Genomic DNA, 13,209 nt, shown 5'->3' with positions numbered 1-13,209 from the left:
AGGGGGCGGGCCTGAGCTTCATGGCATGGTCCGGTCGACGACGATGTCTCTTTTACTTTCTACTTGGCGCGCATGCTTCACTTGGTTGCATCGTTGGCAGAACTGGCTGGTCGGTTTTGCGCTGATCGCCATGCTGCTGATCGGCTGTCGCCTATGGCCGCATCCGCGCCTGCGCGACTGGTTGCCGTCCTCCTCGGCGGTCTACGACGATCATGGCCGGCTGATGCGGTTGACCCTGGCCAGCGACGATCGCTATCGCCTGTGGGTGCCATTGCATGACATCTCGCCTCAACTGAAGGATGCGGTGCTGCTGCACGAAGATCGCTGGTATCGCTGGCATCCGGGCTTCAATCCCTACGGTCTGGCGCGCGGCGCGTGGGTTACCTATGTGCGCCATGGCAATCCGCAAGGCGGTTCCACCATCACCATGCAGTTGGCTCGGCTGTTGTGGAAGCTCAATACGCGTTCGCCATGGGGCAAGTTGCAGCAGGTGACGCGGGCGGTGCAGTTGGAGCTGTTTTATTCCAAGCAGCAGATTCTCGAGGCTTATCTCAACGACGCACCTTACGGCCGCAACGTCGAGGGCGTGGGCGCGGCCAGTCTTGCCTATTTCAATAAATCGGCTGGCGAGCTGAGCTTGCCCGAGGCGCTGACGCTGGCGGTGATTCCGCAAGATCCGACGCGCCGGTTGCAGAGTGCATCGCATAACGCCGATGCCGATGGCGACATCATCAATCCGCAACTCGCCGCTTCACGCAATCGGCTCTACGCGCGCTGGTTGCATAGCCATCCTGATGATGTCTCGCTGAAACCATTGTTCGCGTTGCCGCTGAACCTGCGGCCACTATCGCAGCTGCCGTTCGAGGCACCGCAAGCGGTTGAGCAGGTGCTTGCCGTGCGGCAGATCGCCGGCGGCAGCAGCGATTCTCGCGTTGGCACCACCATCGATCTGAATATCCAGCACAGCCTCGAACGGCAGATCACCCTTTACGTGGCGCGCAACAACTCGCGCGGCATCCGCAATGCGGCGGCAATGTTGATCGACACGCGCGATATGGGCGTCAAGGCCATGGTGGGCTCGGCGAATTATTTTGATCGTTCCATCCAGGGCCAGGTCAACGGTACGCTAGCCAAGCGCTCGCCAGGGTCGACGCTGAAGCCCTTCATTTATGCGCTGGGTTTCGATCAGGGCGTGCTGCATCCGCAGACCGTATTGCGCGACGTGCCGAGTTCCTTCGGCCCTTACACGCCGGAAAATTTCGATGGTCACTTCTTGGGGCCGATCACAGCCACTGACGCGCTGATCCGCAGTCGCAATATTCCGGCGGTGTGGGTCGCATCGCAGCTCAAGCAGCCCGACTTGTATGAGTTCCTGCACAATGCCGGCATCAGTCGCATGGCCAGTGAAAAGCATTACGGCCTTGCTTTGGTATTGGGTGGCGGCGAGGTGACCATGCAGGAGCTTGGCGGCCTGTATGCCATGTTGGCCAACCGTGGTGAGCTCAGGCCGCTGCGCTTGAACAGCAGCGATCCGCAAGTCGCCGGCACGCGCCTGCTCAGCGATGAGGCGAGCTTCATGGTGATGGACATGCTGCGGCAGAATCCGCGTCCGGATGAAACCACCGGCGCGCAGCCGTCGCACCTGCCGGTGTATTGGAAAACCGGTACATCGTGGGCGTTCCGTGATGCGTGGACGGTGGGCAGTTTTGGGCCGTACGTGTTGGTGGTGTGGATCGGCAATTTCGATAGCACGGGCAATCCCGCCTTTGTAGGTGCGGATGCGGCCGCGCCGCTGTTTTTCCAGATTATCGATGCACTGCGAGCCGAGCGTCAGCAGCTGGCAGAGCCGATCCGGCATATGCCGGCCAACCTCAAGCGCGTGCCGATTTGCCTGGCCAGCGGTGAGTTGCCCAACCAGTGGTGCCCGCAAAAAGGCATGACCTGGTTTGTCCCCGGCAAGTCGCCGATCCGTGTCAGCAACGTGCACCGGCCGGTCGTGATCGATGACGCGACGGGTCAGCCGGCGTGTCCGCCGTATGCAGGCAAACGCACGCATGTGGAGGTCTATGAATTCTGGCCGTCTGATCTGCAGCAGGTGTTTGCGCAGGCCGGCATCCCGCGTCGCAAGCCGCCACAAAACCCTGACTGCAAGAACGCAGGCGAGCCCGACGGCGATCCGCCGCAGATCACCTCGCCGCTGCTCGGCAGTACCTACGCGATGCGTTTGAAGCAGCTGGGTGAGGAGCGCATCGCCTTTATCGCCACAACCGACGCGGACGTCCACGCGTTGTACTGGTTCGTCAACGATGCTTATATCGGGCGCAGCGTGCCTGGCGAGTCGCTGCTGTGGCAACCGCAGACAGCGGGTAGTTACAACGTACGCGTGGTGGACGATCATGGCCGCAGCGATCAGCGGCCTCTGGGCGTGAGTCTGGTGGAATAGCAAAAGTAGCTGCTGCGTTATGCTCGATGCTTAGCCAGCGTGCCCCATCCCGATCAACTGTCCCATGACGCAAGCAGCCGCTTCTTATTACCGAGCTACGGCCACACCGTACGAACCGTATGCGGCGTTAAAGGGCACGAAGCGGGCGAGTGTCGCCATCATCGGTGGCGGCTATGCGGGCTTGAATACCGCATTGGGGCTGGCCGAGCGTGGCATGCGCGATGTCGTCTTGCTGGAACACGAACAGATCGGCTTCGGCGCGTCCGGTCGCAACGGCGGTTTCGTCTTTGGCGGCTATTCGCTGGGTGAGCAATCGCTGCTCGATCAACTGGGAGAGTCGCGCGCGCGGGCGTTGTTCAAGCTCACCACGGAGGCTGTTCAGCTGATTCGTCGGCGGATTGCCGATTACGCGATTGCCTGCGATTGCGTGGATCAAGGCGTGATCTGGGCCAATTGGTTTCGCGATCCCGCCGTGCTGCACCGGCGCCAGCAGTTGTTGGCAGAGCACTACGATTCATCATGGCAATGGCTCCCGCAGGGACAGCTGCGGGAAAGCGTGTGCAGCGAGCGTTATCACGATGGGTTGTACGAGCGCGATGCGTTGCACCTGCATCCGCTCAACTACGCGATTGGTCTGGCTGTCGCGGCGACCGGGCAGGGCGTGCGTATCCATGAAAACAGTGGCGTCATGAGTCTTGTTCGCGAGGGAGCGCAGTGGTGCTTGCGTGCTGCGCAGGGCGTGGTCATGGCCGATCAGGTGGTGCTGGCCTGTGGCGGCTATCTCGCGGGTCTGCAGCCGGCGATCGATCGCGCGATTTTGCCGATCGCGACCTATGTGATGGTCACCGAGCCGCTGGGTGCACGGATGGGTGAATGCCTGCACACTCGCGCCGCTGTCTATGACACGCGTTTTGCTTTCGACTACTACCGCGCGCTGCCCGATACGCGATTGCTGTGGGGCGGTCGCATCTCGATACGCAACCGTTCACCGCAGGCTGTGAAACGACTGCTGATGCAGGATCTGTTGCGCGTGTTTCCCCAGCTGAAAGGAGTGCAAGTCGATTACGCCTGGTCGGGACTGATGAGCTATGCACGCCATCAGATGCCACAGATCGGCGGCAACGACAACGGTTTATGGTGGGCGCAAGCGTTTGGCGGTCACGGGCTGGCACCGACCTGTGCTGCCGGTGAACTGCTGGCAAGCGCGATTGCCGAAGGAGACGATCGCTGGATGCAGTTTGCCGATTACGGCTTGCGCAGCACGTATCGACCGTTCGGTTATCTTGGTGCACAGGCGAGTTACTGGTGGCAACAGGGCCGCGACTGGTTGCAGACGCGGCGAGAGAAATAAGGTGCGAACAATGAGTGAAGAAAAAGACGGGATGTTGGATGAAATCAGCTGGACCGATTTCGAGAAGGTACGAATTGTCGCCGGCACAGTGATACGTGTTGAGTCGTTTCCCGAAGCGCGCAAGCCGGCGTGGAAAGTGTGGGTGGATTTCGGACCCTACGGCGAGAAGAAAACCAGCGCGCAGATTGTGGCCTTGTACAAGGCCGACGATTTAGTCGGCCGCCAGATCGTCGGCGTGATCAATTTCCCTGAAAAGCAGATCGGACCGTTTCGTTCGCAGTTTCTGCTCACCGGCTTTCATACCGAAGAAGGCGTTGTACTCACCGCCATCGAGCGGGCAGTACCGAATGGGACGCGGTTGGCCTGAATCAGCCTGCGGCAGCGAGCGGCATGGCTGAATGCGGCCGGCGACGGATAGTCAACGCAATACCCGCAGCGACCAGGCCGGTCACGCCAGCGATCACGAACGGCTGCAGGTAACTGCCGCCCTGTGTGCGCATAAAGCCGGCAAACAATGCAGCGCTGGCGGCGCCGATCTGATGTCCCGCAGCGATCCACCCGAATACCACCGGTGCATCGCGGTCGCCAAATGCCTCTGACGCGAGACGCAGGGTCGGCGGCACGGTGGCGATCCAGTCCAGTCCGTAGAACATGCCGAACAGCGACAGGCTGGTCAGCGAGAAATCCGAGTAGGGCAACCAGATCAGTGACAGGCCACGCAGTGCGTAGTAGACAAACAGCAGCTTGCGCGGGTCGTAGCGATCGGTAAGCCAGCCCGATAGGGTCGTCCCGATCAGGTCAAATGCACCCATCATCGCCATCACGCTGGCCGCGCGCACTTCGGGAATGCCGTGATCACCGCATAGCGCAATAAAGTGAGTACCAATAAGCCCATTGGTGGTGAAGCCGCAAATAAAGAAGGTGGCGAACAGGAACCAGAAGGTACGGTGCTTGGAGGCCCGCGCCAGCGCACCGAAGGCGATGGCCAGCAGCTTGCGTTTCTCCGGCTCGGCGATCACATCATCGGCACTGGCGCCGTAAGGGCGCAGGCCGATATCTTCCGGTCGCTCGGGCAGCAGCCACCATGCCAGTGGTATCAGCAATGCGCAGGCCGCCGAGACAGTCCAGATAACTGGTCGCCAGCCGCCGTGCTGAGCGATCGAAGCCAGCACGGGAAGAAACGCCAGTGTCCCGGTCGCCGTGCTGGCGGTCAGCAGACCCATCATCAGGCCGCGATGCTTGACGAACCAGCGATTGACCACTGTTGCGCCCAGCACCATCGCCACGCAGCCCGAACCGATGCCGGAAAAAACGCCCCAGCTCAACAATAGATGCCAGGGCTTGCTCATCCACGCACTGGCCGCGATGGACAACGCCATCAAGGCGAGCGCACCGATAAGCGTGCGGCGGATGCCGATGGCCTGCATCAACGCTGCCGCGAACGGACCGACCATGCCATAAAAGAAGATGCCCACCGCGGCGGCCAGTGAGATGCTGTCGCGCGTCCAGCCAAAGGCGTTACCCAGTGGCAGGATCAGCACACCGGGAGCGGCGCGCACCCCGGCGGCAGCAAGTAACGCGAGGAAAACCACGCCAGCTGCAACGAAGACGTAGTTCTGGCCGAAAGGGCGATGCTGTATGCTATTCATGTTACCGCTCGGTACGTGTGTGGTAGGATCATACGTACCGAGCGGTAACATCGTCAATAGTGGTGAACTCATGACACTCAAACGCTCCACTGCCAGTATCAAGAACAGCACGGTTGCCGCTGTGCCACGGGCCGCCGAACGCATCCGTAGCACAGCACGCGAACTTTTTTATCGGGAGGGCATTCGCGCGATCGGCGTGGACGAGATCGTGAATCGCGCCGGAGTGACCAAGCCGAGCCTGTATCGGAGCTTTGGTTCCAAGGATGCGTTGGCGACGCTGTACATCAATGATTATGCCGCCGAGTTCTGGACTCGCTTCGATGCTCCGGGGCGAACACATCCGAACGATCCGCGCGCTCAGCTGCTTGAGTATCTGAAGGGTTTGTCAGAACGGGCCACGCAGTCGGGTTACCGCGGCTGCGGGATGAGCAATGCTGCGCTGGAGTATCCGCACGCACAGGGGGCACAGTCACAGCATCCAACCCGCAAGACCGCCGTGGCAGAGAAGCGCAAGCTGCGCACTCGCCTGCATGATATGGCCGAAGCCATGGGTGCCAAGTCACCAGACGTACTGGCCGACGGTCTGCTGTTGCTGATCGAGGGCGCTTACGCCAGCGGTCAGATGTTCGGCCGCCATGGCCCTGCGCGCTCGCTGGTCAAGGTGGCCGAACAATTGATCACTGCGTCGCTGCGTTAGGTACTGATCAAAACGGTCAGGCAGCTTTCTTTTGGCCGTCCAGCCAAACTTCCAGACCTTGCGCGTTCAGTTCGATGTCCATGCCGATCACGTCGCGCAGCGCGTCGCGACCTTTGGTCCAGCCGTGGGTATGTGCGCGCTCAAGGTAGAGATCGGTCAGCAATTCTTTCAGCGCCATGTGCCGATCGGGCTTGTCATTTGCAGCGCGCGCCTGTTCAACCATCGAGTCGATCTGCACGTGCAGGTCGGCGGCCAGCCGTGCGATATCCTCGACGCGGCCGTAGTGGGTGAGATACATCGCGTCGGGTTTGAGTGCGACGAGTCGATCAATGGATGCGTGCAACTCCGTTTGATCGAACTGCACCGGTGACGTCGTCGGCACAATGAATGGACGTCCATCGTGATCGAACTCCCGGTACGACAATCCGAAAACATCGCCGGTGAAACAGACATTGGCGCGCGCATCGAAGATGCTGTTGTGATGCTTGGCATGGCCCGGCGTGTCGAGGCAACGCAGCGGACGCCCCGCGAGATCGATGATGTACTCGTCGGTGGCTTCAATCACGCGCTCTGCCGGTATCGGCCGCAGATGGCCATACGTTTCCTTCATCACCGCTTCGCCATACACCGCAGTGGCGCCGGCCCACAGCTTGGACGGATCGATCATGTGCCGCGCGCCGCGCGGGTGCACCACAAGTTTCGCGTTGGGTAGCTGTGCGATCAGTTCGCCCGCGCCGCCGGCGTGGTCCAGGTGCACGTGGGTGAGGATCAGCCAGTCAACATCGGCCGGCGCGAGCCCGCTCTCATCCAGCGCCGCAAGCATGCGCGGCAGGGCGTAATTGGTGCCGCAATCAATGAAGGCGCCACGGCCGTTTTCGACGACGAGGTAAGCCGCGTCAAACTGTGGTCGAACGAAGCCGGTATCGATGGTGTGGATGCCGTGCATGGATGTCATGTATTTCTCACGATGGTCGGGTTCAATGAACTTATCCGTCGAGCGTAGCAAGACCTCTGGCAACGATCCGTGGATGCACTTATTCGGCAGCCGTCGATAATGTCACGAACCACCGTGAAAGTGCGCTAGGCTGTCGATGGATATCGACATGACGGGGGTTGGATCGATGCGTTGGATGCATGCTGCTGCACTGCTGGTATGCGGTATATGTTCGGCTTCAGCCTCACAACGTGTCGTGCATTTCTCCGATAATCACAGCAACGTAACCAGCAATGCCGTACTTGGCAACATCAGCGCTGGCAGCTATACAGCGCATGTCTGGCGCCCACCGTTGCAGCCGGGGCAGGTTGAGCCGACTCAGAAAATCGTTATTGCCAGTGGTCCGCTGATTTTACGTACCGGTTTCACCATTTTTGCTGTTGCCCAATCCGCGTGAACCGATGGATGTGAACTATGTCCAGAACTGACGCTTTCACATGGGCAACCTGAGCTTCCGACTTCGGCTGGGGCTGTTGTTCGTCGCCACCTTGGTGATCGTGCAGCTGTTGACCGCAGGCCTGATCTACGAAGTGACTCGACGCGCGCTGGTGACCGAAGGGGAACGCCAGTTGACTGCCAACGCCGGAGCGTTTGTTTCGCAGATGGATGACATCTCGGCACGCGTTGCGGGCAACGTTGAAGTGATCTCGCTCGATTACGCATTGCGTTCGGCGATTGCTGAGCGTGATCGCGGTACCGTGCTTTCCATGCTGCGCAATCACGGGCGTCGGGTCGGTGCTTCGGGCATGCTGTGGATTGGGCTCGATGGCGCCGTACTGGCCGATACGAACGATGCGACTACCGGTAATGTCGACGTGACGCCGCGGCGTTTTCCATTTCCCGATCTGATCAAGAAAGCCTACGGTGAGCGAACCGCCGCGGTGGTTGTGCTGGATGGCAAGGCGTACTGGATGGTGGTAGTGCCGATTTACGCACCGCAGCCGGTGGGGCTGGTGGCGGTGAATGTGCCGCTGGACAACACTTTGCTCAGTCACATGCAACAGCTGTCTGCATTGCCCAGAGACATCGAACTGTTGGCCCAGGCTGTGCCGAATCACTGGTCGGTCGTGGCGCGCGGCAGCAGCCAGACGAATCTTCTCGGCAGCATTGCGCCGGTAAACGGTGATCTGCCGTGGAAGCCCACGCTGATGATGGTTGGCGGCATGCAGTACATCGTGATGGCACAGCATCTGAAGCAGCCGGTAAACACTGCGCCGGTGGTGGCCTTGCTCGGCTATTCACTCGACGATGCGCTGAGGCCCTTTCATTCCGCGATGGTCGCGGGAACGATCCTGTTGTGCCTTGGCCTTGCGATGGGTTTGCTGGTCGCCTGGTTGGTCGCGCGCAGCGTATCGCGCCCGATCGAAGCGCTGGCCGCCGCCGTAAAGCGCATTGAAGTTGGCGACTATCGTGCGCCGGTGAGCGTGCAACGGCATGACGAGATAGGCCAGCTGGCCGTTGCGTTCGGTACCATGACCGACGCAGTGCGTCAGCGCGAGGATCGTATCCGCCATCAGGCCATGCATGATCCGGTGACCAATCTGCCCACCCGCATGGCGGCCGAAGAGAGCATCAATCGTTCAATCGCGACCGACGATGGTGTTGGTGGCGCCTTGCTGATGATCGGAATCGCCCGCGTGCCGGATATCATCAAAACCATGGGGCACTCGTTGTGCGATCGACTGATGCGTGATGCGGGCGAACGTATTCGCGACGTTTCAGATGGCGCGTTTATCGCCCGGGTGACCGATACGCAGTTCATGGCATGGCTGCCACAGACGGACAAGTCGAATGCCACCGCGGCGGCGCTGCGAATCCTTGATGCGCTCAACACGCCTTACAAGGAAAAAGATGTCGCCATCGATCGATTGCCTGCGATCGGCGTCGCCATCTATCCCACCGATGGGATCCGGGCGGGCACACTGCTGCGTCATGCCGAGGTTGCGCAGTTTGCCGCCAGTGGTTCGTCAACTGCATTGAGTTTCTATAATGTAGCGACGGATCCACATCGCCCTGAACGCTTGTCACTGATGGGTGATCTGCGCAATGCGCTCAATCACAACAAGCTGTCGCTGCACTATCAACCGAAGCTTGCGCTCGCCACCAAAACTATTGATGGCGCCGAAGCGCTGGTGCGCTGGGATCATCCGAAACTTGGCGAAGTGCCCCCGGACGCCTTCATTGGCATGGCGGAGGACACCGGTAATATCCAGCGCGTCACACGCTGGGCATTGACCGCGGCGCTGGCGCAGGCCAAGCGCTGGAGCGAGCATGGCCTGCATCTGCAACTGTCAGTGAACCTTTCCACGCGCGATCTGGATGACCCCGATCTGCCGGGCAAGATCATTACCTTGCTGGCGATCCACGAGCTTCCTCCGCACTGCCTGACGGTGGAGGTCACCGAACGTGCGATCATCGACGAGCACGATCTGGCCATCCGAATTCTACGGCGCCTGTCCGATCACGGTGTTGGCATTGCCATCGATGATTTTGGCGTGGGTCAATCGACGTTTGCGTATCTGCGCCATCTGCCGGTCAGCGAGCTGAAGATCGACCAGATGTTCATCAAGAATCTTGGCACCGAGCGCAAGGACCAGATCATCGTGCACTCCATCGTCGATCTCAGCCACCGGCTGGGCTATCACGTCACCGCCGAGGGCGTGGAGAACAAGGCGGCGCTCGATTACCTTACTTCCATCGGGTGTGACCATGCCCAGGGCTATTACATCGCGCATGCGATGGCGACGAACGATTTCGCGACCTTCGTCAAAGCCAACAGCTCCCCTAAAGGTGCCGGCGTTGGCGGGAGAAATGCAAATCGATAGCGCCGCCAACGCGATCGGCCGCGACCCGTATCAAGCTGGTGCGTCGACTAGAACCAGTTCGGTATCTTCCAGCGCTTTCAGCCGCAGCAAAGGCTCCTGGTGAATAGCTGCGCCATCACGCGTTTGCAGCGTCACGCCGTTGATCTCGACCGAACCTTTCGATGGCACCAGATAACCATAGCGATTTTCTGCCAGCGCGTACTCCGCTGACTCACCGGCTTTCAGCGTCACGCCGAGCACGCGCGCATTAGTGCGCAAGGGCAGCGCATCGGCATCTTCACGGAAGCCGCTGGCCAGCGCCACGAATTGACCGGAGCGATCACCCTTCGGGAATGGCTTGGCACCCCATGAAGGCGGCTGGCCGCGTTCGTCGGGAATGATCCATATCTGGAAGATGCGAGTCGTCTCCGACTCCAGGTTGTACTCGCTGTGCGTAATGCCGGTGCCTGCACTCATTACCTGCACATCGCCCGCCTCGGTACGGCCCGTATTGCCCAGATTATCGCGATGGGTGATCGCACCCTCGCGCACGTAGGTGATGATTTCCATGTCGCCATGCGAATGCGGTGGGAAGCCGGTTTGCGCAGCAATCGTGTCGTCATTCCACACGCGTAGCGCGCCCCAGCCCATGCGTTTGGCATTGTTGTAGCTGGCAAACGAAAAGTGATGTTTGGCATCGAGCCAGCCATGGTTCGCACCGCCAAGGCTTTCAAAAGGTCTGCGTTCAATCACGACGTTTCTCCGGTAGCTGTATCGCGCCACGATCGGCGCCTGGAGCAAAGGTAGGGTCAAACACTGCAGGTTTAAATGCGCTACGAGGAAACGGACTGTCGCCGAACTGAAGGTTTTTGACTTGGGAGTCTTTGCGAATAACCCAGGTTTGTATCGGGCGACTATTCAGGGAGAGTGACTCAAAAGTGGCGTGACAACCTGTTCCAGTCGTTCGGACGTCCATACTGGATTTTTGTCCTTCCATCCATTGTCCACCAGCTTCCCATTCCGGTTGATAGTGAAACTGACCGGCAGATGCCAGATGCGACCATAACCTGGCACATGCGGGTCGCCAAGTAGCCCGACCGGAAAACTCAGACTGCGTGAAACGGCGCGTACCTTGTCGAGGTTGTCAGGCGTGTCGAGACTGAAGCCGAGCACCACCAGGCCGTCTTTCGCGTGCTGTTGGGCGTAGCGAGAAAGCAGCGGCAGCTCCTCCCGACAGGGCCCACACCAGGTTGCCCAGAAGGTCACGATCACTACCTTGCCTTGCAGATCGCTGGTCGCGATCTGCTTGCCGTCCAGGGTGGTCAACGTGATTGGTGGCGCGGCATCTCCGATAACGAGACTGTTGGCACTCACACCTGCCGAGTGCAGCAGAGCAAGCGCCAATACGGTGGTCGCTGCAAAACGCGAAGCGAAGAGTCTCGAGCCTTGCTTGAACCGCCGCAGGGCTACTTTACAAGCGGGTATACCGAACATGACGAGTTGCATCCGGTCAGGTTTAGCGCGCTGTACGGGGAGTCGAATAGTCATAGCCCCAAACTGATGCCGACGGTACCGGTCCAGCCTGGGAATAGCTGGTAACCGGCCAGGTGGCTATATACCGGCACTTGCACAAAGGCATACAGCTGCAGCTTCTTGGTGAGGCTCGCGCTGATGCCCGGGCTGAGGTAAGCCACAGTGCCTTCCGTATCGGGCTGGTCGGCAAATGCCCCCTGATCGGCACTCTTGTGCAGCAGGTTGATCTGCAATTGCGGCACCCAGTTGGCGTGGGCTTCATAGCGTACGCCCAGACTCATGGTGGCAAGATTACCGGGTCGATAATTGGCACCGGCAGCGCTCATCCTTTCCGAAATGGCCGACTGGAACTGGCCGTTGACGAAGCCATCAAAATTCTGGCTGATCGGCTGAAAATAGTACGCGCCTACGATCAGGTCAGTGCTGCCGGTACCTGCCTGCAAGCTCGAGTCGAGCGCCTGGCCAGCACCTGGTCCGCTCTTGAAGAGCACGGGTGTGCCGACAAAATTGCCGTCTTCCGTTTCCCCGCCGTAGTTGCCGGTAGGCAGTTTGACGCCAAACTGCACGCCAAGATTGTGTGTTGGCAGAAAGCCCTGGTAGCTCGCCAGCAGCTTGATATCACCGAGGCTGGATACGCTGGCGTTGCTGAGCTGATCCGGTGCACTTTCTGCGGGCGTGTACGGTTGAAGCTGGGTGCCATAGGTGTCGTGATCGCGCTTCACATAGGGAACCAGCAGGCTGATGCCCCAATCGGCGTTGAAGCGGTAAGCAGCGGTGAAATTCAGGTATTGGTTGGTTGTGCCATGTTCGATCTCGCCACCGCCGAGTGAAGGGTCGGATGGCCGATTGACCACTTGTTCCGGACTGGCGCTGCTGCTGCCGGTGCGGAGTTCATTCTGGTCGATAGAGGTGTAGTCCACGTTTAGACGCCAGCCTGATTCGGCGGAGTAGCCGGTCGCGGCATCAGTGCTGATGAGTGTGCACCCGCAGGTAGCGCAAGCCTGCGCTGCCATCGGCAGAGCCGACATCAGCAGGGCAAGAGGGGCGGTTTTGATGGTTCTGGCGTTGAACAAGAAGTGCATGAGAAAGTCCCGGGAAATGCGGCCAAGCGGCGCATTGATATAGGCATCGATCTGGCGCGGGCCATGCAAAATGCCCGTTTGCGCCAATGCGCCAACGAGCCGTGCGGCTGCGTTCAAGTATCGTTATTGAGTTCAGCGACGAAGGTTTGCGGGTCAGGCATGCCAAGCGTCAAGGCGGTAGCCGTCATGTAAGCGACGGCGGCCCTCTGGCATCAGCACTCAGCAGGCGCGGTCGCGGCCCGGATGGAACGACCTGCACAGAAAACAGCGGTCCCGACAACAGCAGGGACGGCAAAACGACGCAGGCATGTGCGAGAACAAGCGGGCTGTGACAGAAAAGGCTGCAATACCCGCACTTGTCCATCGGGGCGGCAGGTGCGGACGGGCTGCCGGGATGATGATCGCTGAGACCATGGCCGGTGCACCACGCACCGAGGTCCATCGATTCTTGTGCGTGGCTCGGCAGAAACTGCGAAAGCACCGGCATGCCAATAGTGAGCCACATGGCGGCCAGAGCCAGCCATGCAACAAACTTTCGGTGCCTGGTGTTGCGGAACGCCGCCATCCCCAATCCTATCGTGTTGGTCACCCAACTTCAGGATAATCGCACGCTTTCTTTACAGGTTGGTGCTACTCGGCCGCGACATAGCGCCTCA

12 protein-coding genes are annotated in these 13,209 nt (G+C 60.0%); 6 read left to right on the top strand and 6 right to left on the bottom strand.

Going from position 1 to position 13,209, the window contains the following annotated elements; all coding sequences use genetic code 11:
* Nucleotides 1–43: 43 nt before the first annotated feature.
* From pbpC to HDE79_RS12190, 3 genes are all read left to right on the top strand, one after another.
* Nucleotides 44–2,443, top strand: coding sequence for a penicillin-binding protein 1C (gene pbpC, locus HDE79_RS12200; protein ID WP_184602254.1), 2,400 nt, complete (start codon nt 44–46; stop codon nt 2,441–2,443).
* Between the two features lie 64 nt (nt 2,444–2,507).
* Nucleotides 2,508–3,794 (top strand): FAD-binding oxidoreductase, encoded by a 1,287-nt coding sequence (locus HDE79_RS12195; RefSeq protein ID WP_184602253.1) that lies wholly within the window; start codon nt 2,508–2,510, stop codon nt 3,792–3,794.
* A 10-nt stretch (nt 3,795–3,804) separates the two neighbouring features.
* Complete coding sequence (locus tag HDE79_RS12190; protein ID WP_343205959.1) at nt 3,805–4,161, top strand: tRNA-binding protein; 357 nt, start codon at nt 3,805–3,807, stop codon at nt 4,159–4,161.
* Nucleotide 4,162: 1 nt separating this feature from the next.
* Here the strand turns inward: HDE79_RS12190 and HDE79_RS12185 are convergent, their stop codons facing one another.
* Nucleotides 4,163–5,443 (bottom strand): MFS transporter, encoded by a 1,281-nt coding sequence (locus tag HDE79_RS12185; protein ID WP_184602252.1) that lies wholly within the window; start codon nt 5,441–5,443, stop codon nt 4,163–4,165.
* A 70-nt stretch (nt 5,444–5,513) separates the two neighbouring features.
* Here HDE79_RS12185 and HDE79_RS12180 point away from each other — a divergent pair, with 70 nt between their 5' ends.
* Nucleotides 5,514–6,140, top strand: a complete 627-nt coding sequence (locus HDE79_RS12180; protein WP_184602251.1) for a TetR/AcrR family transcriptional regulator — start codon at nt 5,514–5,516, stop codon at nt 6,138–6,140.
* 16 nt (nt 6,141–6,156) lie between these two features.
* Here the strand turns inward: HDE79_RS12180 and HDE79_RS12175 are convergent, their stop codons facing one another.
* On the bottom strand, nt 6,157–7,095 hold the full coding sequence (locus HDE79_RS12175) for an MBL fold metallo-hydrolase (RefSeq protein WP_184602250.1): 939 nt from the start codon (nt 7,093–7,095) through the stop codon (nt 6,157–6,159).
* A 136-nt stretch (nt 7,096–7,231) separates the two neighbouring features.
* On the opposite strand from HDE79_RS12175, the gene HDE79_RS12170 reads away from it, so the two are divergent.
* Both HDE79_RS12170 and HDE79_RS12165 read left to right on the top strand, forming a co-directional pair.
* Entirely contained in the window at nt 7,232–7,531 is a 300-nt protein-coding gene (locus HDE79_RS12170; protein ID WP_184602249.1) for a hypothetical protein, read from the top strand.
* 40 nt (nt 7,532–7,571) lie between these two features.
* Nucleotides 7,572–9,959, top strand: coding sequence for an EAL domain-containing protein (locus HDE79_RS12165; protein ID WP_184602248.1), 2,388 nt, complete (start codon nt 7,572–7,574; stop codon nt 9,957–9,959).
* A gap of 30 nt (nt 9,960–9,989) precedes the next feature.
* On the opposite strand, the gene HDE79_RS12160 is transcribed toward HDE79_RS12165, so the two are convergent.
* The 4 genes from HDE79_RS12160 to HDE79_RS12145 form a co-directional block, all read right to left on the bottom strand.
* Nucleotides 9,990–10,691, bottom strand: coding sequence for a pirin family protein (locus HDE79_RS12160; RefSeq protein WP_184602247.1), 702 nt, complete (start codon nt 10,689–10,691; stop codon nt 9,990–9,992).
* Between the two features lie 165 nt (nt 10,692–10,856).
* Nucleotides 10,857–11,432 carry a TlpA disulfide reductase family protein gene (locus tag HDE79_RS12155; protein ID WP_184602246.1) on the bottom strand — a complete coding sequence of 192 codons (576 nt, stop codon included), beginning with the start codon at nt 11,430–11,432 and terminating at the stop codon, nt 10,857–10,859.
* 50 nt (nt 11,433–11,482) lie between these two features.
* Complete coding sequence (locus HDE79_RS12150; protein WP_255488398.1) at nt 11,483–12,670, bottom strand: transporter; 1,188 nt, start codon at nt 12,668–12,670, stop codon at nt 11,483–11,485.
* Nucleotides 12,671–12,737: 67 nt separating this feature from the next.
* Nucleotides 12,738–13,118 carry a DUF2946 domain-containing protein gene (locus tag HDE79_RS12145; RefSeq protein WP_184602245.1) on the bottom strand — a complete coding sequence of 127 codons (381 nt, stop codon included), beginning with the start codon at nt 13,116–13,118 and terminating at the stop codon, nt 12,738–12,740.
* Nucleotides 13,119–13,209: the final 91 nt, after the last annotated feature.

Origin of the sequence: Rhodanobacter sp. MP1X3, assembly GCF_014207165.1 — a bacterium.
Taxonomy (GTDB): Bacteria; Pseudomonadota; Gammaproteobacteria; order Xanthomonadales; family Rhodanobacteraceae; genus Rhodanobacter.
The sequence above is the reverse complement of the archived record's forward strand: the minus strand, read 5'-3'. Positions and strand labels throughout refer to the sequence as shown.